This window comes from Flavobacterium amniphilum (assembly GCF_023634845.1).
In the GTDB taxonomy this organism is placed as follows: domain Bacteria; phylum Bacteroidota; class Bacteroidia; order Flavobacteriales; family Flavobacteriaceae; genus Flavobacterium; species Flavobacterium amniphilum.
Genome location: NZ_JAMLJL010000011.1, coordinates 71,163 through 94,416, shown reverse-complemented (window position 1 = coordinate 94,416; position 23,254 = coordinate 71,163). Strand labels below are relative to the sequence as shown.

The window sequence follows — 23,254 nt, the reverse complement described above, 5'->3', positions numbered from 1 at the left end:
TATTGTTTGCTGTATTGGAATTATTCTAACTGATCATCATCAATATACGTCTTGTTTCCGTTTTTATTGATGTAATATTTACCGCCTCTCGGTCCTTCAAACACTTTTCTTTCTTTGTATTTCCCGATTACTTTATCAGTAGTGTTCGGATTGGCTTTCTCGGTCGTCTCTCTTTCTTTTTTGGCTACCGCTTTTTTAGCAGTAGTTTTGGTTTTTGCTACTTTATCACTTGCTTCTGCTTTGGTCGTTTTTGCTTTGGCTTTTGCCTTATCTGATTCGTCTTTGACTTTTGCATCGGCTTTATTGGCAGTTGCTTTTGCTTTACCTGCTGTAGATTTTGTCTTACCTGTTTCAGAAGCACTATTCGCTTTTGTTTTAACTTCTTTCTCTTTTTTGGCAGCAGTTTCTTTCGCCTTTGCTTTGGTTGCATCAGCTTTCTCTTTTGTTGCCGCTGCTTTTTCTTTCTTCGCTTCCGCCTTTTCTTTTGTAGCTGCTGCCTTTTCTTTTTTGGCATCGGCTAATTCTTTTTTAGCCTTGGCCGCTTTTGCTTTTTCACGCTTCTCTTTTGCAGCTTTGGCTTTTTCGGCTTTTTCTATCTCTGCTTTTGTTTTCTTTTCAGCAGTAGTTTCCTGGGCAAAGAATGTGTTTGAGAAAATAAACACGAAACACAATACAAGTAACTTTTTCATTTTCAGATTGTTTAAATGTTAACATACTAAAAATACTAAATTTTTTACAATCTGCATTTATAAATTAAAAATAGGCTCTTAACTGAATATTACCTGTATGAATCACATTAATTCCTTCACTTTTCCTTCCTTGGTAATTCACATTGATATCTAAAAACTGGGTCAGGTTTTTTTGGAGTAGTAAACGCCAGGTACTGTTTTTACCGGCCTGAAGTCCTTCCAGCATTTGAAATCCAACAGGCGAAAATTCACTTCCGGAAAATTTATTGCTTACCAAAGAAAATTCTCCGTTAAGGGTTATTTTCTTTTCACTCGCAAGATTAAACGATAAGCCAAACTTATTTTGTTGCAGCGATTCCTGTCCGTTGATTTTATTTTCCTTGTCCTGGAATTCATAAAATACATCCAGGCTGGCATTTTTATTAAACAGATACGAAATCTTCGGCTCAAATTGCTTACCGCTGATACTGAAATTTCTGGAAGCATAATTTTCTGAAGTGTTGGAACTTTCCGAACTCTTTCCGGACACAGAAAACAACCATGTTTTCCGGTACAAATGCAAATATTGCAACTGATGGGATTTATTTTCCACTTCCTGCACGCCAGAACTTTGCAGCGAACGCAACTCATTGGTAATAAAAGTATAGGTCACCGAATGCTTTTGCTTACCGCGGTTGTAAAACAAACTGTTCCGGAAACTTGAATTCAACCCTAATAAATCATCGCCGCTTTTAGCAAACGGGTTCAAATCGAAATTAGCTTCGTCACGTTTTATTTTTCTTTCAATCAAATAAGAAGTCTGATTGTAAAAAAAGGAGGCAATTTTTTTTAATCCGCTCTTATTTTGCCACACAACAGGATTCAAAGTAATCGATTGGGAAAATTTATTCTGGTGGGTTTTCACAAAAATCTGATTTGGCAAAAAGACTTTCACATACTTGGCCTGATCCGGGAAAAGCGCCACTTCAAATTCCTGTATTTCCTGAATCCCGTTATTGTTGTAATCGTTCCAGGCATAAATACCGCGTCCAGGCTCAACCTCCAAGAAAGTAAATTCCTGCTGTGGCAATGTTCCGGAAGTGGTTTCATACGCCGCGGTAAGCTGCACCATTTGGTTAAAATAACGGTCATTGTACAAAATTCTGGAATTCAGCGAAGGTTCATCATCCCTGCCATCCTTGAATTTCAAATTACGGTAGTTGACAAAAACCGACAAATCGCTTTTATCGGTCTGGATTAACTTTGATTTGATATAATACGACCGGGAGGTATTCACCCGTTCCAGTTGGCCTGATTGCAAACTGTCATTTACACGGTTAAGATAACCCAATTCCACATATACCTTAGTCGAATCTCCACGGCCAATAAAAGCACCCATCTCGGTGAACTTCTGGCTTAAAGCAGATAATTGGTTCGTTACTTTATCTTTCTCCTGATTGTCTTCCAAACGAATACTCCCGCCTATCCAGTTCTTTTTATGATGCAATTTTGTGAGGGTTTGATTCCGTAAAAAATCAGAGGTAGCCAAATTGCTGTCACTTTTCATCCAACTCCCATCATTCGTAACAATCCAGTTACCAGTCTTGTAAAACCCGGAAATCACATTTCTTTTTCCTGAAAAGCTCTCGGAGAAATCCAGCACTTCCAACTGATACTTCCAATTGGACTGGTTACCCAATGCAAATTGCAATCCGGTAACGGCTAATAATTGATTCCCCGTAGGATTCGATAAATTCCAGTCCCGATCAAACTCAATCGAAAACAAACGTTCAATACTTTTAAAATTCTTCTGAATTAACTGGTAATTCCCAAAACCGTCTATTATCCACTTTTTAGTCCACAAACGCTGTCTGAAATTAATCTTCCCGGCTAAACCGTGATTATCCCCATCATCAATTCCTGAGAATAGATTTTTATCGTTGTTGCTTACGGCCAACTCAAAATCGGCAGTGGTTTTTTCACTGGGATTATATTTTCCCAGCAGAGTAGCCAATTGTATTTTTGTAGGTGCAACCAAACGGATAAACGACTCATAATTTCCTTGCGGAACACCTCCTATAGGCGACACATACTCAAATACACGTCCGTTTGTGATGGTACTTTTTTGTCTGTAATTCCCCAAATTATTCCCTACCAGACTGAATTTTACATTATACAAAACGTCATTGGGATTTGTGGAATATTCAAAAACCTCAACAGCATCTATAATCACTTTTTTATACAGGATTTTATTCTCCGAATAGGATTCTTCAACAGCTGAAGGCGCAGTCATCTGATTGGGATCATCGCCGGCATCGGCTAAAACAGCAACCTGCTCTTCCGAAAGATTTTGCTGTACGGGTTGGTTTTTCACATCATTCTCCGAATAAAGATAACCGGAAAGGCTCCACTTTTCCTGCTCATGATTAACACCGGCATAGGTCACAAAACGGGTATAATTGCGGTCGGAATACTGATACTCTATCGAAATACGCATTTCCGAAGTAATCGGAAAAAGCGAAGTAAAAATGACTTCCCCGGCATTGTAGTCAATGATATAGTCATTGTTTTCCCCACGCTTGAGCAGTATTCCGTTTACATAAACCCGCTCAGAACCGGAAATAACAAGAATGTACAATTCACCGTTCGGTCCTTTTAACTTATAAGGTCCTTGATTCCCTTCCTGACCGGTAAAAGTACTCTTTGCATATTGCCCGCGCACCAATGCGCCCGATGCATATACCTCAGTTTTCTTTTCAGGTGTCCCAAAAGTAAAATGTGTCGCCAGACCCTGCACTTTTTTATTGAAATTCAGGAACTTTGATTTTCTGTTTTCCAAAAACAAATCCCCGGCCCGGATATTCCACTTATCCGAAAAAAGTTCAATAAAAATCTGGTCAAATTCATCTAACCGCTGGGAATAACCTCCTTCCTGTAACGGAATATTACTATCCTGGATGGAAGCTCTCAAACTTACTTTATCAGAGAGTTTCCCGGTTATCTGCAAGTCCAGGTTAGAATTTACCGAAGCATTCTGGTTGTTACCGATAGTAATTCCCCTGGTAATGCTCCCCGAAGTATTCAAGCCTTCAAACGGAGCATTTTTCCGCACGGATGCGTTCGACACTTTGTACAATGAAGTCAGTCCTTTATCGTTACTTACAACCCTGCTTTTATCATAAATTGTATATTCTTTAGTAAGGAATTCAGGAAACTTAAGATAACGGACGGTTAAAGTATCTTTGCTTTCATAGTCACTTTTAAAAACCAAAACCGCTTTTTTGAAATCAACCTTATAAAAAGCAGTATCTATAACTTCACCTTTGGAATCAAGTACTTTAAAAAAACTTTGATTGATACTCACACTGTCAATACGGATGGTGTCTTTTGTAACCGGGATTTTTTTTAAATGGTACGGAGTTTCTTGTGCCAATACATTCAGCGATACTAGAAAAAAAAGAAAAACTACGTAAAAAGCCTGACTTTTAGCCATATTAAAAAAAACTCAAAAGTTCCAAAGATATTGTAATTAAGCCAAAAAAGCTATTACCAAATTCAATTGGGAAGTGTAATGTGCTCAATTTTGGAATTCTTCTTATTGAAGGAAATAATCAACGAACAGGTTCCGTTGGTACAGCAATTATTGGAAATGATTTTTTTGGATGTCTGCGCACTGATGACGCCGTTTTCCGCAATACCCCAGGAAAGTGAAAACATATTGGATTCAAAATCTTCTTTGGCAAAAGAATTCAATGTAAAACTGGAAAGCAGGAAAGGCTTATAATCCCTTTTATGAAGCGGAATAACTTCCGATCTGCGGCCTATGGCAACCGGTTGTATCATCACCAGCGTGTTTTCCGGCAATTCAACCCATTCATTCCAATTGACCACATCAACAATCCAGGACTTCTGGTCATTAATTTCTACCATCAAATAAGAATCAGGAGACGGAAAAACCAAAAGATGGTCATTCCAAGAGGAAGCATCTACCGGATTTTCTACTTTCTTCTTCTCAAAAATCCTGATACTCCGATCATTAACTTGTGAAAAACAGTCAAAACAGCCCAACAGGATGAAAAAAAATAACCAATAGAATCTGAATTTTGTTCTCATAAATCCTCTGGTAAATATTTAAGCGAATTAAATATAAGGAATTTTAAAGTAAAAAACTCAAAATCAATTGGTTATTCTACAAAATACAAGTATTCAACGGTGCATTCATCCTCTGATGGATTGAAACACAACCGGATTTGTGTTTTTATTTCAGCAATGTCACATGTCCTGATTTTGTATGCTTCTTATCAACGGAAACAGTTACGGTACAAACACCGTCACTACAGCAGCCACCACCTGGAGACACTGTTCTTTTCACATTCTCTTTCACATTATATCCGGCTTTTTTTCCGTTGGAAGCGGATGCACCGGAACTCATCGCTCCCGCATTCGACATACCCCATGAAAAAGAATAAACTTCAATACCGTCACCGTCTGAATCAGGATCCAAAGCATCCAATGTAAGACTACTCAACATAATAGGCTTATGCTGTCTTTTTCCTGTAGCCAAACCGGATGCAGCATCTCTTGGTGATTTCACTCCTCTGGTAACAGCTTCAGCTACCGGTTTTGGCTCTGCAACACAAGTGGTAACAACTGTGGAACTCGACATTTCGGTCCAATCATCTGCCGCCATGGTTTTCACTACGGTACAACCACCGGTACTGCTGGTCATAACCATTAAAGGTTCCGGGCTGTTCGGAAATACAATTAAACAGGCATCATCCGATTTGCTCTGAAAAATTTTTACTTTTTCATTCTGTGCAAAAACAGCAACTTGGATTAACAAAAATCCAGTTAAAAACAATCTTAATGTCAGTATTTTTTTCATAATAATCTGTTTTTAAATGTTTTACATTATAAAATTACTACTAAAAATATGCCAAAAATTCATTTTTACCGGCTAATTACCGACTAAATAAACCGTTAATCGATTATTTATTCTTTCGTTACCACCTGAAGTGTTTCACGGCTCATCTGACGTAATAAAACTGTTTTGTTCTGTTCCACCATTTTCATGGCTTTATCATCAAAATGACGGATGGTATATAACGAAACGTTTTCATTGTAAGATACTTTGAATTTCTTCGCGAGCGTTTTATGCAATTCTTTAAAGTTTCCGAATTTATCTTCCACACAAACAGAGAAACTGATAGCCGAATTTTGGATTAAACTTACTCTGATTTTGTGCTGGTGAAGCAATCCGAAAATTTCACTAATGTTCTCTTCCATAATAAATGAAAAATCAATAGATGACAATGAAATCAGCAACTGGTCTTTCTTCACGATAAAACAAGGCAATTTCGGCTCTAAATCTTCGCCCTTTGAAACACTCGTTCCTGGCAATAAAGGATTAATAAAGGATTTCACATACAAAGGAATCTCTTTTCGCTGTAATGGCTGTAACGTCTTCGGATGGATTACACTAGCACCGTAGAAAGCTAGCTCGATGGCTTCACGGTATGAAATCTGGTTTAAAAGGGTAGCGTTTTCAAAATAACGCGGATCGGCATTCATAACTCCGGGAACGTCTTTCCAGATCGTTACGCTTTCAACATTTAAACAATAAGCAAAAATAGCCGCGGTATAATCTGAACCTTCACGACCCAAAGTAGTCGTAAATCCGTTTTCATCAGCACCTACAAATCCCTGGGTCACAAACAACGATTTCTTTTTAGCGATCTTGGCAATGGCTTTTTGGGTAGTATCCCAGTTCACATTGGCATCACGGTATGTATTATCGGTTTTAATATAATTGCGCACATCAATCCACTCGGATTTAATTCCCTGCGAACTCATGTAGTGACTCACGATGGTAGTGGAAATAATCTCCCCGTAACTCACAATCTGATCATATACGAAGTTGTAATTTGGCGATTTGTTACTGCGTAAGAAATACTCCAGGTCAGCAAAATGGTCACGCACATCAAGGAAAACCTCGTGTTCTTCTTCAAACAAATCAAGGAGAATCTGGTTATGGTACTTCTTTATTTCCTGAACCGATGCATTCAACTGGGAAGACTTCTCGAAATAGTTCTTTATCACTACTTCCAAAGCATTCGTAGTTTTTCCCATTGCGGAAACTACTAATAATACTTCCTCATAACCTACTTTTTGCAGAACGTCAAAAACGTTTTTCACACCGGCAGCATCTCTCACAGAAGCTCCTCCAAATTTAAAAATTCTCATAGTTGTTTAAATTTCAAAACACGCCGGCCCCATAACCGAAGCCTCATGGTTTTGATTGTTGTTAATATTTATAATTTATTCAGGAATGCACTGATTCCTTCTTCGCTCATTTGAACCACACTCCAGTCATCAAGAACCACAGCTCCTGATTTTTCATAAAAATCTATGGCATGCTGGTTCCAATCCAGCACATTCCATTCAATACGGCGTACATTGTCCTTTTTACCCTGCTTGATAATTTCCTGGTACAGGGCAAAACCGGCTCCTGTCCCGCGCTTATCTGCTTTTACGATCAAATCTTCCAAATGGATGGTTCTTCCTTTCCAGGTCGAATAACGGTAGTAATACAATGCCATACCGATAATCTCTCCGGCTTCTTCAGCAATGAAAGTCTGGAATAAAGGATTTTCTCCAAATCCGTCACGCTCTAAATCCCCAACCGTAATCACAACAGCATCAGGTTCTTTTTCAAAAATAGCCAGTTCACGGATAAGCTCCAGCACATCGGCCATGTCATTTTGGGTTCCTTTTCGGATAATCATATTATTTTTTCTTTTTAGCAGTCGTTTTTTTAGGAACAATCTTAACATACGGTTTGTACAATCCTTCAGCCACGGCTCTTTCTTTTGCTTTTTGGGCTCTGTCTTTCGGATCAGGATGCGAACTCATCATCTTGGTAATGATATTGGATTCTGCTCCTTCATTCAGTTTCGCCAGAATGGCAAAAGCAGATTCCACCGCATTCACATTATATTTATTACGCTTCATGAATTCATACGAATAGGTATCGGCATCACTTTCCTGCTTACGGCTGTGGGCATTGTTTACCAAAGCCGCCCCTATTTTACCCAATTGCCCGTCAGTCACTTTAGCCACTTTGTCTGACGAAGAACCCGCCGCATCCAAAAGAGCTTCATTACGGTAAGCTGCCTTAATAGCATCACGCGAATCATGATTAATCACATGGCCGATTTCATGACCGATAACCGCCAGCAACTCATTGTCATCCATAATATCCATCAAGCCTGAAAAAACACGCACACTTCCGTCTGCTGTTGCAAAAGCATTAACTTCTTTCACTTTATAGACTTTATAATTCAAAACCAGTCCGCCCTCATTTTTGTGCTTACCGAACAGTTTGTTCAATCGGATAGTATAAGGATCCTTAGGTCCCGCCACAACATTTTCCTTATCCATTTTATCTACAGCTTCTTTCGATAATTTAGCCGCATCTTCATCGCTGAATGTAAAACTGGTAACGCCTTTCTGCAAAGCTCCTAGCGCTTTTTCTCCTAAATTAATCTGGGCCTGCAACGAGCAAAATCCCAATAACAGAACAGAACAGAATATCTTTTTAGTTTCCATGATTGTATTTTTTATTGAATAACAAAGATAAAATAACTTAAAGTGATAAAAACAACCTGTTTGCAAGTTTTTTGTTAATTCACTTCTCTTTTTGAAAACGTGCAAATTAGAAAACAAGTATGCCGGATCTTTGAAAATAAATGATGATATTTGCGGGACTAACTACAACGATTTCTTACATGGAAGAACGCAATAAAACCCTTGGTGAATTTATCATCGAAAAGCAAAATGATTTCCAATACTCTTCAGGTGAATTATCCAGAATTATCAACTCGATCCGTTTAGCCGCAAAAGTGGTCAACTACAAAGTAAACAAGGCCGGATTAGTTGACATCGTGGGCGCGGCAGGCGATCAGAATGTTCAGGGCGAAGACCAACAGAAATTAGATGTTTACGCGAATGAAGTTTTCATCCAAACCCTGATCAACAGGGAAATCGTTTGCGGAATTGCCTCAGAAGAAAATGACGATTTCATTACGGTTGCCGGATCAGACAACAGCCACAACAACAAATATGTCGTATTAATGGATCCTTTGGATGGTTCTTCGAATATCGATGTAAATGTTTCGGTAGGAACCATCTTTTCTGTTTACAGAAGGGTTACTCCTCTGGGAACACCGGTACAACTGGAAGATTTCCTGCAACCCGGAGTCAATCAGGTGGCCGCAGGTTATGTGATTTACGGAACCTCAACCATGCTGGTATACACAACCGGCCATGGCGTTAACGGATTTACCTTAAACCCGGCTATCGGAACATTTTACCTTTCACATCCGAACATGCAATACTTAGAAGACGGAAAAATTTACTCGATCAACGAAGGTAACTATGTGCATTTCCCACAAGGTGTAAAAGATTACATCAAGTATTGTCAGTCAGAAGAAGGTGACCGTCCGTATACTTCAAGATACATCGGAAGTCTGGTTTCCGATTTCCACAGAAACATGATCAAAGGAGGAATTTACCTTTACCCGACCAGCTCAAAAGCTCCTAAAGGAAAACTGCGTTTGTTATACGAATGCAACCCAATGGCTTTTATTGCCGAACAGGCAGGCGGAAAAGCTTCTGACGGTTACAGCCGCATCATGGAAATACAACCTACTGAACTGCACCAACGCGTTCCTTTCTTTTGCGGAAGCCGTAACATGGTCGAAAAGGCAGAAGAGTTTATGACAAATAATAAATAATGAGCATTATAACCTACTTAAAAGAAACACCTTTACCCAAGAGGATTTTCGGATATCTCGTGCTGATAATAGGAATTTTGGGATTTTTCCAAAACATCTTCATGGGTTCTATTTTTATCGCAATAGGCTTGGGATTGATAACCAAAGAAGGTTCTGAAATAAATTTGGACAACAAAACCTACCGGAATATGAAATCCTTATTCAGATTAAAATTCGGAAAGTGGATTCCGTGTCCGAAGTTTGATTATGTCTCTGTTTTCAAAACAAAAGAAAAACAAACAATTACCGTGGTTACAGCAAGTACATCCGTCACCAGTGATATAATCCTGCTGAATGTATTCTACAACAAAAACAAACACATCACCTTTTTCAAAACCAACGACAAAGAAGAAGCTTTCCGGATAGCCGAAAAAATGAGGTTTATTCTTGAGATCGATGTTCTGGATGCAACGGGAGTAGAAAAACAATGGTTGTAAATCTTTTATACAGAAAAGGCCCTGATAATATCAAGGCCTTTTTTATTTTCATCAAAAATACATGCTATTTATTCGTTACATACGTATCGGCAAACGAACAACTCATACCATGAAGGCCACAGTCGCTTTCCGTTACTTCTACCTTATTTTTCCCGAATTTAAATACCAGTTCCCGGCAATCCTCTGACGAATACCTGCCCATACCGTTTTCATCAATCACAAAATAACCATCAACTTCTCCGGTACAATTAGTACTCCCCACTAAAATCTGAAAATAATACTTCGTATCTGTTTCCTTTCGTATCGAAAGTGTAGCGACATAACCACCATCTCCATCTTCTTCATCTACTTCATCATCACCCTCACTATAAGAAGCACTCTCATACTCCCCTTCCAAAACAACTTCTTCCTTGCGCTTAACGACTTTCTTCCCTTCTCCCATTTTAAACACATAAACATGAGGCGCTATATTGGAGAACCATTTCCCGGAAACTTCGGAACGGTTTTTTGAAACAACTCCTTTAAATGTAGCAGTATGATTTTTCTTCTCATCAAATTCCTTCAAAAACAACGAATCTTTTTCCAAATAACCTTCTAAACGGACAACCTTACCCACTTTAACATATTCATATTCCCCGCTCACTCCGGAATCTGAATATTCAAGACGCATAAAAAAGGGAATAGATTCGTTTAAAAAACCATTATACGTTTTCAAAACCGGTTGCTCAGCAGATACTTCTTCAGTTTTCACCTCTGTCTTTTCTTCAGCTTTTTCTTCCTTACAGGAAAACAATAAAAAACAGAGAATCAGTATACTTATTTTTTTCATACTGTTCGAATTAGCTAACCCAAATATAAAAAATATATAAAAAACAAAAAAGCCCTGATTTCTCAGAGCTTTATTTGTTGGTCCACTAGGACTCGAACCTAGAAAGACGGCACCAAAAACCGTAGTGTTACCATTACACCATGGACCAATTTTTTTGCTTAATTTCTTAACACCGGCGGCATTAATTCCTTATTGCGAGTGCAAATTTACAACGTTTTTTCAATTCCGCAAGTTTTTTTTAAAAAAAAGTAAAAAAAATATTTTTAACCTTTTCTTTAGACAAAAAAACAGTTTCTTTGTGTAGCAAATTACAAAACGAATACAAATTCTATGTCATTCAACTTCAATAAGTGGAATACCATTCTGGGATGGGCTTCCTTCTTTATCGCTCTTTTAGTTTATTCCCTGACCGTTGAACCTACCATGAGTTTCTGGGATTGTGGCGAATATATCGCTACAGCAGCCAATCTTGAAGTAGGACATCCACCCGGAGCTCCTTTGTTCCAAATGATCGGTGCCTTTTTCTCAATGTTTGCCATCGGAAAAGAAAATGTAGCATTAATGGTCAACATGATGTCTGTATTCTCCAGTGCTTTTACCATTCTGTTCTTGTTCTGGTCTTCAACTATAGTATTAAGAAAGATAACAGTAGCTGTAACCGAAATAACCAAAACGAATTCAATTGCAATTTTAGGAAGTTCTTTCGTTGGAGCTATGGCTTTCACCTTCTCTGACAGCTTCTGGTTTAACGCCGTGGAAGCCGAAGTATACGCCATGGCCACTTTCCTTATCGCTTTACTATTCTGGCTTGGCCTTCGCTGGGAACAGGAAATGGATTCGCCGCGCAGCAACAAATGGCTTTTATTAATTGCTTTGGTAGTCGGACTTTCATTCGGAGTTCACTTCATGGCTTTATTAACAATTCCGTCAATCGGATTCCTATACTACTTCAAACACTACAAACAGGTTACAATCAAAAATTTCATTATTGCCAACATTGTAGTGGTTTCAATATTATTATTCATTTTCAAGTTATTATTACCTTGGATCATGACGTTCTTCGGTGCCACTGAAGTTTTCATGGTAAACAGTATCGGATTACCATTCAACTCGGGAACCATCTTTGTCACTATTTTATTGGTTGCTTTCTTTCATTTCGGATTAAAATATACCCGCGAAAAAGGAAAAGTTTTATTCAATACACTTCTACTGTGTGTTTTATTTATCCTGATCGGATTCTCAACTTGGCTAATGCTGCCAATACGTGCCAATGCAGAAACACCAATCAATGAAAACAAACCTTCGGATGCCCGCGAACTTCTAGCCTATTACAACCGTGAACAATACGGTGAACAAAAATTATTTTACGGCCCCCAGTTCTCTGATGCATACGCAGGTCTGGACGAAAACAACCCATACAGCGACGAAAAACCGAACTACGAGCGTGACTACGCTACCGGAAAATACGTTATTGTAAACAATTTCAAAAACGGAAAACAAAATACCGACGATAACCACAAAGCGATACTGCCCCGTATGTGGAGCGGCGAGCACAATGTAAACTACATGCGCTTTACAAGACCGCTGGAATTTACCATTAACCCTGGAGCATTTGAAGACGAAAACGAAATGGATCAAATGACTCAGATCGTTAGTGAATTCAAAGCTGCATACGCTTCCGGAAAATTAGAACTTGAAGACTACGATAAGTTCCTGAAAACATACGGACAATATCTTATTGTGGAAAAACCAACTACAATGGATAACTTACAGTTCATGTTCGAATACCAATTCGGATACATGTACTGGAGATACCTGATGTGGAATTTCACAGGAAGACAAAACGACAAACAGGGTGAATTTGACTTAAAAGACGGTAACTGGATCAGTGGTATCGACGCCATCGATTCGTTCCGCTTGGATTCCCAGAAAAACCTTCCGGCCGACTGGAAAAACAACAAAGGAAGAAATGTATATTATTTCCTTCCGTTTATCATAGGTCTTATCGGCTTCTTCTTCCATGCAAAAAAAGACCTGAAAAGCTTCTATGTGCTTTTGGCTTTGTTCTTATTTACTGGCTTGGCTTTGAAAATATACCTGAACGAAAGACCTTTCGAACCTCGTGAACGCGATTATGCATTGGTGGGCTCATTCTATGTATTTGCTATATGGATCGGTATTGGTGTGTATGCCATCTATGATTATATCAAAAAATTCATCACGCCAAACATTGCTGCTCCGGTAGCAATCACAGCATGCTTACTGGCTGCTCCGGTATTGATGGCTACCCAAAACTGGGACGATCATGACCGTTCAGACAAATACACTGCCGTTTCTTCGGCAAAAGCCTACCTCGATTCCTGCGCACCTAACGCTATTTTATTTACCATCGGTGACAACGATACTTTCCCGCTATGGTACTTACAGGAAATCGAAGGATACAGAACCGATGTACGCATTGTAAACACAAGTTTATTAATGACCGACTGGTATATAGACGCCATGGTACGCAAAGCACATGACTCAGACCCAGTTCCAATTTCATTTAAACACAAAGATTATGTGGGTGAAAAACGCGACTATCTGATTTTTGACAAGGCTACTGACGAACGCATGAATGTAAATGAATTCTTCAATTTCATTTCAAGCGACGACCCAAGAACATTGGTGGAAATGCGAAACGGACACATGATCCAGTTTTATCCGACAAACAAAATCCGCATCCCTGTTGACAAAAATGCAGTTATCACAAACAAAGTGGTAAATACCAAACTCAATGATTCAATTGTTCCTTACATTGATATCGATATCAAAGGGGATGCCTTATACAAAAACCGCTTAATGATGCTGGACATCGTAAGAAACAACAACTGGAAAAGACCTATCTATTTCTCTCCGGGTGCCTTTGCCGATGACGACTACATCTGGATGAAGGAGTTTTTACAACTGGACGGTATGATTTACCGCTTGGTTCCAATCAGAACACCTCTTGAAAAAGACTCTTATAGTTTCGAAATGGGAAGAATCGATACAGACATAATGTACAACAATGTTATGAAATGGACTTGGGGTAACGGCGAAAGAAACGATATCTACCACGATCCTGAAACCAGAAAGAACAGCATCTCATACCGCACTAACTTTAACCGTCTGGCTAATGCCCTGATAGCTGAAGGCAAATTTGACAAAGCAGAAAAAGTGGTAGACCTGGCTATCGCAAAATTACCATTGGACTACTATGAGTTTTACAGCCTTGTTGATCCTTTGGCCGACAATTACTACAAACTGGGCAAAAAAGCGAAAGCACAGAAAGTATTAAGAGACCTGGTAGCTAAATACCAGGATGAACTGAAATATTTTGCATCGCTTAAACCAGTCGAGCAGAATGATTTCGGTATCGATATCGTTACAGATGTAGAACGCTACAGAGGTTTACTGGAAGTAGCCAAAGAAAATAAAGACATAGCCTTTTACAACGAATTAAAACCGGCTTTCAACAGCTTCGCACAGCGTTTCGAACGCTTTGGCCTTGAGCTGGAATAAAACACAAAAACATAGTTTTTCAATAAAGCTTTCGGGGTTAAACCGAAAGCTTTATTTTTACAGTATGTTTTACTGGATCAAGACAAATAACACAATCAAATGGCTTTTCAGAAGCCAAATCTGGTCTATTCCCAACCCGGACAATAAAATATACCTTACGTTTGATGACGGACCAACTCCTGAAGTCACAGAATGGGTTTTAAACATCCTGAAAGAAGAAAACATCCCGGCAACCTTTTTCTGCATCGGAAAGAACATTGAAAACCATCCGGATATTTTCCGGAAGATAATCCAACACGGACATGCTATAGGCAATCATACGTTCAATCACCTTAACGGATGGAAAACAAAAACATCAGTTTATTTACAAAATATTGAACAATGTGAAGCTTCAATCCTATGCAACGCAAATGAAACCAAAGCAAAACTATTCCGCCCGCCTTATGGCAAAGTCACCATCAAACAATCAGCCAAACTAAGAAATCAAGGCTATAAAATAATCATGTGGGATATTCTGACTGCCGATTTCGACAAAACGGTCACGCCTGAAAACTGCCTGAAAAACGCTACCCGTAAAGTAGAAAACGGAAGCATCATCGTTTTTCACGATAGCCTAAAAGCAAGAAAAAACCTTGAGTATGCGCTACCCAAAGCAATTAAGTTTTTAAAAGAAAAAGGATTTGTGTTCGCTACTGTCCAATCAGATTAAATCTGATCCTGAACCAAAGTAATCAGAGTGTTGGCATCTAATTCTCCTGACTGACGCCATTTCATCTGCCCTTCTTTGTAAATCATCAATGTAGGCAAGCCTTTAATACGAAGTGCTTCGGCTAATTCCTGGTTTTTATCTACATCAATCTTAATGACTTTGGCCCTGTCACCCAATGCAGCGGCGACATCTTTAATTACCGGATGCATCGACTGTGAAGATTCATTCCAATCGGTATAAAAATCGATTAAAACCGGGACCTGGGCATTGATAAGTTCTCCAAATTTTGACATAGTTTATTATTTTAATTAAACTTTGTTATACAAATATAGTGTTTTTACTAAATTACGCTATATTTTGTCCTTTTTTTAACCTAATAACCGTAATTTCAGGCATAATACCCACTCTTCCCGGATAAGCATGAAATCCAAAACCACGGTTCACATACACATAACGTCCGGCACTTTCATACAATCCTGCCCAGCATTTGTACATATACTGCGCTAAACTCCACTTAAAATAACCCGGAATTTCAATACCAAACTGCATACCATGGGTATGACCGCTCAGTGTTAACTGGAAATGCTTATCATCATGCTGCACCTTCTCTTCCCAATGGCTCGGGTCATGACTCATCAATACTTTAAAATCTTTATCGGTCAACCCTTCTGATGCTTTTACAAGATCTCCCATCTCACCAAAATGCTTCCCCCAGTTCTCAACTCCTACAAGCGAGATTTCCTGTCCGTCTTTTTTCAGCTTGACATGCTCATTCAACAATAACTTAAAATCAATCTGACGGTGCAAATCTTTGATTTCTTCAAAATTCTTAGCCTTTGCTTCTTCCGAATCCCATTCCAGATAAGCACCATAATCATGATTACCCAAAATCGAATATTTCCCAAAAGAAGGCTTGGTCAAACGGTTAAAGGTATCAATCCAAGGATGCATCTCTTCTGCCTTGGCATTCACAATATCACCAGTAAACAATAAAATATCTGAGTTTTGCTCATTGATCAGATCAACCGCATAATTGATCTTGTCCGGGTTATCAAAACTGCCCGAATGAATATCAGATATATGGGTAATGGTAAAACCGTCAAAAGAATCCGGTAAATCAGGAAAGAAAATATTTTGCCTGATAACTTTGTAATTGTATTTTCCAACAGTAATTCCGTAAATCAATGATAAAAAGGGAACAGAAGCTAAACCTAAGGCTATCTGACTCACAAATTTCCTTCTCGAGGGTAAAAATTCCGGACTGTTATCATACTCTATGAAATAATTAATGCTACCGGCAATTAAACGCACCACATCCTCACCAAACATAAAAACAGTCATCACAATCTTAGGAAGGTAAATCGTAAGCATCAATCCCAATGCAAATAAACTTCTATGGGTCTGGCCTACTTTACGGTCATAATTGAAAATCGTGTAAAAAATATACACAAATACAATCAAACTCAACACCTGATACCCATAAAGAAACCACTTGGATTTCAATAAAGTTCTGACTACCTGATAGGAATACACCTCAACAAGCAATAGTATAAAAGCTATAACGAGAAAACGGAACATCATTTTTCAAAAAATTTTACACAAAATAACAAAGAAACTCAACACAATAGGTTTTTGTTAATCAAAATTTAACTATTTGATTATTTCAAACTTCTGAAAACAAAAAAAGGCTGAATTTCTCTCTTCTATTTTGCACATTCGAAATAAGAACATTCATTTTTTTAATCTTCTGAATTTTTACTGCCGGAAAAATAAAAATTCAACAAAAGTGAATACTAAATTATTTTTATTTAGTCTAAATAAACTAGTTTTGCTGTTCTAAAATTATACATTCTATGATGAAAAAATATGCGTTCCTGGCGATGTTACTGATACATGGCCATTCACAGGCACAAACCACCAATGATCCCGGAAACAACCCGGGCGATTTAGGCTCGGTAACTTTTAACTACAAAGGTACGACAGTAACATACACAACAGTAAGGGCGAAAGACGGAAATGTATGGCTTCAACAAAACCTGGGCAGTTCAAATGTAGCCATTGCAGCTACTGACGAAAATTCATATGGAGACTGTTTTCAGTGGGGACGCTGGGACGACGGACACCAAAACAGGACTTCTTCTCTCGCCTCTGCTTCATTGAATCCAAATAATCCATTTGGTTTGAATGGAGGATCTCATGACTTTTATGGTGATTGGTGGTCTGGCAGCCTGCAGTCTGATACTTGGGAAGCGGCAACACCAGCTGCGGCAACCGCCGAAAATGGATGTGACCCCTGTAAATTACTTGGAGTAAACTGGACAACTCCCACCGAAGCAAACTGGGAAAAGCTAATTACTGATGAAGAAATAACTAATGTAGCCAAAGCTTTTGCCAGCAATCTGAAATTAACGGTAGGTGGTACCAGAAATGCAACGGGAAACTACTCATTTGTGGGCCAAAGAGGTTATTACTGGAGTAAAACCACAAGCAACACTAATCCCAATTATGTCAAGCATTTATACTACAGCAATGCCATTGCAAATCCGTCAGCCGGTACTTTCCGCAAGCAGGGTGCATCTCTCCGTTGCATGAAAACCATCCCTCCGGTATCCTACTGCACCGTATCGGTCGACCATGATGTGGAACCGCTTACTTTAGTGAATTTTGCAGATATCAGCAACATCACTTCTGAATCGGTAAACGGTACGGCTGCGTACGAAGATTTCACACAGATTATTGGCAATGTCCAGCGCGGAAATACGTACACATTGACGGTAAAAGGAAATACGGCAGGACAATTCGAACATGACATCAGGGCATTTTTGGACTGGAATAATGACGGTACTTTCGACATGGCAACCGAATATTACCACACAAGCTTGATGCCTTCAACAGGCACTGATGCGGTCGAAGCTGCAATAACAATCGAAATACCTGCTAATGCTACAATCGGAACAACCAGAATGAGAATCATCAAAGACCAATGGAATGTCTATGAAGAAGGGGAATTCGATGCATGCCTGAATGCCTACTACGGACAAGTGGAAGATTATACAATCAATATTCAGGAAAATCTCGGTAATGATGATTTCAATGCAACAGCTTTTAATATATATCCTGTACCAACAAACAATTGGGCGAACATCGAAACTACTGAAATAATAAACACAGTCAGTATATACAATAGTCTGGGCCAGCTAATCGCCGAAACTAAAGAAAAACAAATCAATCTGTCAGGTTACCCTAACGGCATCTACTTTGTCAAAATCAACTTTAAAAACGGTAACCAGGCAACCCGCAGCATAATCAAAAACTAAGTAAAGTCCATTTTTACACCTGCTTTTACCTACTTACTGTGTAAAAGCCATAAGCCCGGTACAATTGCATGGCACCGGGCTTTTTATTGCTCAAAAACTAAACTATGAATAAAAGGCAAAACGCAAAAAACCACACCCCGGTGGAATGTGGTCTTAAGCGGGACAAAAAAGTAATCATTTTACTATTAATGTCATATTCGGTGTTATAATCGCATCATTGTTCCCTCCGGCATAACGCTGGGCATAAACTTCAACATAATCATTGGTCACTAACTCAACCGTTGCACCCAAAGGCAATACCAGAATATCATTGGCAGCCAGTCCCCTACCGTAAATCTTATATTGGGAAATAACGGTACCGTTTTTGGCTATGTAAATAATATAAGTCCCCACCCCGGCAACCTGAAAAGAGATGGAACCGGTCACCTGGAAAATACGCTTCTTTTTACCTAAGTATTTCAACCGGTTGCTCACACCGCCATCTGTGGAAAACCGGAATAAATTAGAGGATGTGGAAACGCCCTGCACTTTAATTATATTACTGGGATTGGAATTATTAAATGTCGTACTCGCCCCGCTGCCCACTGCATAATCAACCGCAAAATCACCAACTGCGGAAGCGTCAATTTCTGTAGGAATCCCGGGACAGCGCACACTCCAGTTATTATTAAAATTATACCCGGTATAGGTACCTACTGTATAAGCATTAACATATTTACCCGTTGTAAGCGTTCCGGTAAAAACTGTAGCTTCCATCACGGCATCACCGGTTATGGTCGGGTTCGCAGAAACATCAAAACCAGTATTTGCCCCAACCACCTCACTGAAACCTCCCTGCTTGGTCACTAAAGCAAATGTCCCTGTTAATTTCTCGTAGGTCCCAGAATTGTTACCAAACCATCCTGCGTTACTGATTAACAGCTTACTGATGTTTTCATATGTTACACCGTTGGTATTCCCAATATACTGGACAATACTCACAAAAAACAGGGCAAAATTCTTTACGGATCCCACCGCAGACGAACCCGTCACAATGCAATCCCGGAATACCATACTGGCTGTCCCGCCACCGTCTATATTGAAAACATTGCCCGAAGGGGCCGAAAGGGTAAGCACACGCAAAGTGCCTCCGGTCGTACCGGTAAAAAGATCTCCCGAAGTTCTTATTAATTTATCTTCCCCCGAATCCTGCCCGTTGAGATAGGCATTGTTCAATTCTATGGGTAAATTCAGATTGACAGTCCCGTTGATTTCATAGAGTGTCCCGGTATCCAAAAGATATTTGGTACCGCCTCCTGCTGCCAGTTCAGCAGCCAGCACTGTCGCAAGGACATCAGTAGATTTAACAATTTTGTATTTCAGCCTTCCGTCAGTTGCAGAACTGACTTTTATCCAGCCCGCCGAAACGGTGTCATAGTGATAAAAAGACTTTAAATCGGTGTCATACACAAGCAAACCGTTCGCAGCATTTAATATGGCGGTTCGCTGTGCAGTAGTCATTCTTGGTGTTAACATTCCTTTAGTTGTCGATACGACATCTAATACAGAGCTTGCGTCGGGGGTAACTGTCCCTATCCCGACCTGTCCAGACATAGTACTTGTTATCAGCATAAAAAACAACAAGCAGGTTAACATAACCTTTCTTTGCGGTGGTATTTTTTTCATGTCCAATAAATTAAAAATTTCAAATAACGAACTGACTTTCAAATCAATACATAAATTTAATAATTTATAACTTACAACATCACTTCCTCTTTGTTAAAATTTACAGTTAAATACCCCATCAGTTTATTCGCAAACCTTGTAATCTTTAAATCCCGTAATTCTACAATCCAAGTAATGGATATAGCGTAGATATAGCACTGTTGTAGCACTGTTGTAGCACTGTTGCAGCACGAAAAAGCCTTATACACCATTAAACAAATCAACACGGGAATAGAGAAAAAGCAACCACAAACCACAAACAATAAATAACAAACTACAAACCATAAACTACTAACAACAAACCCTAACCAACTTCACAAAAGTTTTGTACTTTTGGATTCTTTACAAATTTTCAGTCATGTCAGAACAAAAACGCCTTTTCCTGCTCGATGCATACGCCTTAATCTTCAGGGGATATTACGCCTTTATCAAAAACCCGAGAATTAACTCCAAAGGAATGGACACCTCAGCCATCCTGGGATTCATGAACTCTTTGATCGATATTATCCGCAGGGAAAAACCGAATCATCTGGCCGTTGCTTTTGACAAAGGCGGAAGTGACTACCGACTGGAAATGTATACCGAATATAAAGCTAACCGCGACGCAACTCCGGAAGCCATCAAAATAGCCGTTCCGTATATTCAGGATTTCCTGAGAGCCATGCATATCCCCATTATTGAAAAATCAGGGTTTGAAGCCGATGACTTAATCGGAACTTTATCAAAACAGGCCGAAAAAGAAGGCTATCAGGTTTTCATGGTAACTCCTGATAAGGATTTCGGACAATTAGTCTCCGAAAATATCTTCATGTACCGCCCAGCCCGATTAGGAAATGATATCGAAATCTGGGGCGTGGAAGAAGTAAAAGCCAAGTTCGAAATACAGGATCCGTTACAGGTTATCGACTTCCTCGCTATGATGGGGGATGCAGTGGATAATATTCCGGGACTACCGGGCGTAGGGGAAAAAACAGCCAAGAAATTCTTAGCTGAATACGGTTCTATCGAAAACTTATTGGATAATACACACCAACTGAAAGGTGCCATTAAAGATAAAATTGAAGCGAATAAAGAACAAGGGTTACTATCCAAGAAATTAGCCACTATCCTACTCGACTGTCCGGTAACTTTCGACGCCGAAGATTTCGAACTGTCTAAACCGGATGTGGAGAAAACAGATGCTATTTTCCAGGAACTGGAATTCCGCCAACTTAAAACACAATTCGACAAATTATTCGGATCGGGTAAAGATTACAATGAAATAGACGGTAACGGTAATGGCGAAGCAACTAAGTCTGCTAAAAAATCCACCCCGAAAAACGAAAACCAATTCGACCTGTTCGGTTTCTCTGACGAAGAAAACGATACGCCCGTACCACATTCAGGCTATGCCACTCTCGAGAACACAACGCATTTGTATCAGATTGTACAGGGTGACTTACCGGTAAAACTATTGATTCAGAACTTAATGAATCAGCCTTCGGTATGTTTTGACACCGAAACAACCGGTATCGATGCCTTGAATGCTGAACTGGTAGGAATGTCATTCTCCTACGAAAAAGGTAAAGGCTTCTACGTTCCGTGTCCGGAAAACCAGGAAGAAACCCAGGCTTTAGTAGATAAATTCCGTCCGTTCTTCGAAAATGAAGCCATTGAGAAAATCGGCCAGAACATGAAATACGATTTAAAGGTATTGGCTAATTACGGTATTGAAGTCAAAGGAAATTTATTCGATACCATGATCGCCCACTACTTAATCAATCCTGATATGCGCCACAACATGGACGTATTATCGGAAACGTACTTAAAGTATTCCCCGAAATCCATCGAATCCCTAATTGGTAAGAAAGGCAAAAACCAATTATCAATGCGTGACGTTGCACTTGAAGACATCAAAGAATACGCCACCGAAGATGCCGATGTAACCCTACAGCTGAAAGAACATTTCCAGCCTATCCTGGAGAAAGTAGGCACCAAAAAACTATTCGATGAAATCGAAATTCCTTTGGTACAGGTGCTCGCCGATATGGAACGCGAAGGCATCAACCTGGATGAAAACTTCCTCAAAGCAATGTCTGCCGATATGCAAATAGAAATAGACGCTTTTGAAAACAAAATATACGAAGAAGCAGGAGAGAAATTCAACCTGGCTTCTCCAAAACAGTTAGGCGATATTTTATTCGATAAATTAAAGATTGGCGGTGCCAAACAAAAGAAGACCAAAACGGGTCAATACGCTACCGGCGAAGAGGTATTGAGTTACTTAGCCAATGACCACCAGATTGTAAAAGATATTCTGGAATGGCGCCAACTGGTAAAACTGAAAAGTACCTATGTGGATGCATTGCCAACACAGGTAGACAGCAAGACCCAACGCGTACATACTGATTATATGCAAACCGTTGCCGCTACCGGACGTTTGAGTTCGAACAACCCGAACTTACAAAACATTCCTATCCGCACCGAAAGAGGCCGCCAGATCAGAAAGGCTTTCATCGCCCGTGATGAAAACCACACCTTACTCTCTGCCGATTACTCACAAATTGAATTGCGCATCATCGCCGCTTTAAGTGGAGAAGAAAATATGATTGCCGCTTTCCAAAATAATGAGGACATCCACAGAAGTACCGCTGCCAAAGTATTCAACGTAGCCTTGGAAGAAGTAACAAAAGAACAGCGAAGCAATGCTAAAACGGTTAACTTCGGAATTATATACGGGGTTTCTGCCTTTGGATTGTCAAACCAGACGAATTTATCCAGAAAAGAAAGCGCCGACCTGATTGATGCTTACTACAAAACCTACCCGAAACTGAAATCTTACATGGCAAACCAAGTGGATTTCGCCCGTGACAACGGTTATGTGGAAACCATTTCGGGAAGAAGACGATATTTAAAAGACATTAATTCAGCAAACGCCATTGTACGCGGTGGTGCCGAACGTAATGCCGTGAACGCTCCTATCCAGGGAAGCGCCGCCGATATCATCAAAATAGCCATGATCAACATCCATAAAAAACTGAAAGCAGAAAACTGGCAGTCTAAGATGTTGTTACAGGTACATGATGAATTGGTGTTCGATGTCCACAACTCGGAACTGGAAAAAATCAAATCCATGATCAAACATGAAATGGAGAACGCCTTCAAAATGGCCGTTCCCCTTGAAGTGGAAGTCGGACTGGGAAGAGACTGGCTTGAAGCACATTGATTTTAATT

The 23,254-nt window shown here is 39.5% G+C and carries 17 protein-coding genes and 1 tRNA gene; 6 read left to right on the top strand and 12 right to left on the bottom strand.

Annotated features, from left to right (window positions below; translation table 11 throughout):
• Nucleotides 1-20: 20 nt before the first annotated feature.
• The 7 genes from NAT51_RS13240 to NAT51_RS13210 all read right to left on the bottom strand — a co-directional run bounded on the left by NAT51_RS13240 (nucleotide 21) and on the right by NAT51_RS13210 (nucleotide 8,276).
• Nucleotides 21-689, bottom strand: coding sequence for a hypothetical protein (locus tag NAT51_RS13240; RefSeq protein WP_250599380.1), 669 nt, complete (start codon nucleotides 687-689; stop codon nucleotides 21-23).
• Nucleotides 690-753: 64 nt separating this feature from the next.
• A complete protein-coding gene (locus NAT51_RS13235) occupies nucleotides 754-4,161 on the bottom strand; it encodes a hypothetical protein (RefSeq protein WP_250599378.1) in 3,408 nt (1,135 codons plus the stop codon).
• Nucleotides 4,162-4,223: 62 nt separating this feature from the next.
• The gene (locus NAT51_RS13230; protein ID WP_250599376.1) at nucleotides 4,224-4,781 is read right to left on the bottom strand and encodes a hypothetical protein; all 558 of its coding nucleotides are present in this window, start codon (nucleotides 4,779-4,781) and stop codon (nucleotides 4,224-4,226) included.
• Between the two features lie 145 nt (nucleotides 4,782-4,926).
• Complete coding sequence (locus tag NAT51_RS13225; protein WP_250599374.1) at nucleotides 4,927-5,553, bottom strand: hypothetical protein; 627 nt, start codon at nucleotides 5,551-5,553, stop codon at nucleotides 4,927-4,929.
• 107 nt (nucleotides 5,554-5,660) lie between these two features.
• Nucleotides 5,661-6,911 carry an aspartate kinase gene (locus NAT51_RS13220; RefSeq protein ID WP_250599372.1) on the bottom strand — a complete coding sequence of 417 codons (1,251 nt, stop codon included), beginning with the start codon at nucleotides 6,909-6,911 and terminating at the stop codon, nucleotides 5,661-5,663.
• A gap of 68 nt (nucleotides 6,912-6,979) precedes the next feature.
• Nucleotides 6,980-7,453, bottom strand: coding sequence for a GNAT family N-acetyltransferase (locus tag NAT51_RS13215; protein WP_250599370.1), 474 nt, complete (start codon nucleotides 7,451-7,453; stop codon nucleotides 6,980-6,982).
• A gap of 1 nt (nucleotide 7,454) precedes the next feature.
• Entirely contained in the window at nucleotides 7,455-8,276 is an 822-nt protein-coding gene (locus tag NAT51_RS13210; protein ID WP_250599368.1) for a M48 family metalloprotease, read from the bottom strand.
• Nucleotides 8,277-8,455: 179 nt separating this feature from the next.
• On the opposite strand from NAT51_RS13210, the gene fbp reads away from it, so the two are divergent.
• Together fbp and NAT51_RS13200 are read left to right on the top strand one after the other, a co-directional pair.
• On the top strand, nucleotides 8,456-9,463 hold the full coding sequence (fbp, locus tag NAT51_RS13205; protein WP_250599469.1) for a class 1 fructose-bisphosphatase: 1,008 nt from the start codon (nucleotides 8,456-8,458) through the stop codon (nucleotides 9,461-9,463).
• Nucleotides 9,463-9,939 carry a hypothetical protein gene (locus NAT51_RS13200; RefSeq protein WP_250599366.1) on the top strand — a complete coding sequence of 159 codons (477 nt, stop codon included), beginning with the start codon at nucleotides 9,463-9,465 and terminating at the stop codon, nucleotides 9,937-9,939. Before fbp ends, NAT51_RS13200 begins: the two co-directional genes overlap by 1 nt.
• Before the next feature lie 64 nt (nucleotides 9,940-10,003).
• On the opposite strand, the gene NAT51_RS13195 is transcribed toward NAT51_RS13200, so the two are convergent.
• Nucleotides 10,004-10,768 carry a hypothetical protein gene (locus NAT51_RS13195; RefSeq protein WP_250599364.1) on the bottom strand — a complete coding sequence of 255 codons (765 nt, stop codon included), beginning with the start codon at nucleotides 10,766-10,768 and terminating at the stop codon, nucleotides 10,004-10,006.
• A 77-nt stretch (nucleotides 10,769-10,845) separates the two neighbouring features.
• Nucleotides 10,846-10,916, bottom strand: a tRNA-Gln gene (locus NAT51_RS13190).
• Nucleotides 10,917-11,098: 182 nt separating this feature from the next.
• On the opposite strand from NAT51_RS13190, the gene NAT51_RS13185 reads away from it, so the two are divergent.
• Complete coding sequence (locus NAT51_RS13185) at nucleotides 11,099-14,311, top strand: DUF2723 domain-containing protein (RefSeq protein ID WP_250599362.1); 3,213 nt, start codon at nucleotides 11,099-11,101, stop codon at nucleotides 14,309-14,311.
• A gap of 64 nt (nucleotides 14,312-14,375) precedes the next feature.
• Entirely contained in the window at nucleotides 14,376-15,020 is a 645-nt protein-coding gene (locus tag NAT51_RS13180) for a polysaccharide deacetylase family protein (protein ID WP_250599360.1), read from the top strand.
• On the opposite strand, the gene NAT51_RS13175 is transcribed toward NAT51_RS13180, so the two are convergent.
• Nucleotides 15,017-15,313, bottom strand: coding sequence for a thioredoxin family protein (locus NAT51_RS13175; protein ID WP_250599358.1), 297 nt, complete (start codon nucleotides 15,311-15,313; stop codon nucleotides 15,017-15,019). The genes NAT51_RS13180 and NAT51_RS13175 overlap by 4 nt on opposite strands.
• Before the next feature lie 52 nt (nucleotides 15,314-15,365).
• A complete protein-coding gene (locus tag NAT51_RS13170; protein ID WP_250599357.1) occupies nucleotides 15,366-16,601 on the bottom strand; it encodes a metallophosphoesterase in 1,236 nt (411 codons plus the stop codon).
• Nucleotides 16,602-16,873: 272 nt separating this feature from the next.
• Between NAT51_RS13170 and NAT51_RS13165 the strand changes: the two genes are divergently transcribed.
• Nucleotides 16,874-18,337, top strand: a complete 1,464-nt coding sequence (locus NAT51_RS13165; RefSeq protein ID WP_250599355.1) for a GEVED domain-containing protein — start codon at nucleotides 16,874-16,876, stop codon at nucleotides 18,335-18,337.
• Nucleotides 18,338-18,511: 174 nt separating this feature from the next.
• Here the strand turns inward: NAT51_RS13165 and NAT51_RS13160 are convergent, their stop codons facing one another.
• Nucleotides 18,512-20,002 carry a hypothetical protein gene (locus NAT51_RS13160; protein WP_250599353.1) on the bottom strand — a complete coding sequence of 497 codons (1,491 nt, stop codon included), beginning with the start codon at nucleotides 20,000-20,002 and terminating at the stop codon, nucleotides 18,512-18,514.
• 397 nt (nucleotides 20,003-20,399) lie between these two features.
• Between NAT51_RS13160 and polA the strand changes: the two genes are divergently transcribed.
• The gene (polA, locus tag NAT51_RS13155; protein ID WP_250599351.1) at nucleotides 20,400-23,246 is read left to right on the top strand and encodes a DNA polymerase I; all 2,847 of its coding nucleotides are present in this window, start codon (nucleotides 20,400-20,402) and stop codon (nucleotides 23,244-23,246) included.
• Nucleotides 23,247-23,254: the final 8 nt, after the last annotated feature.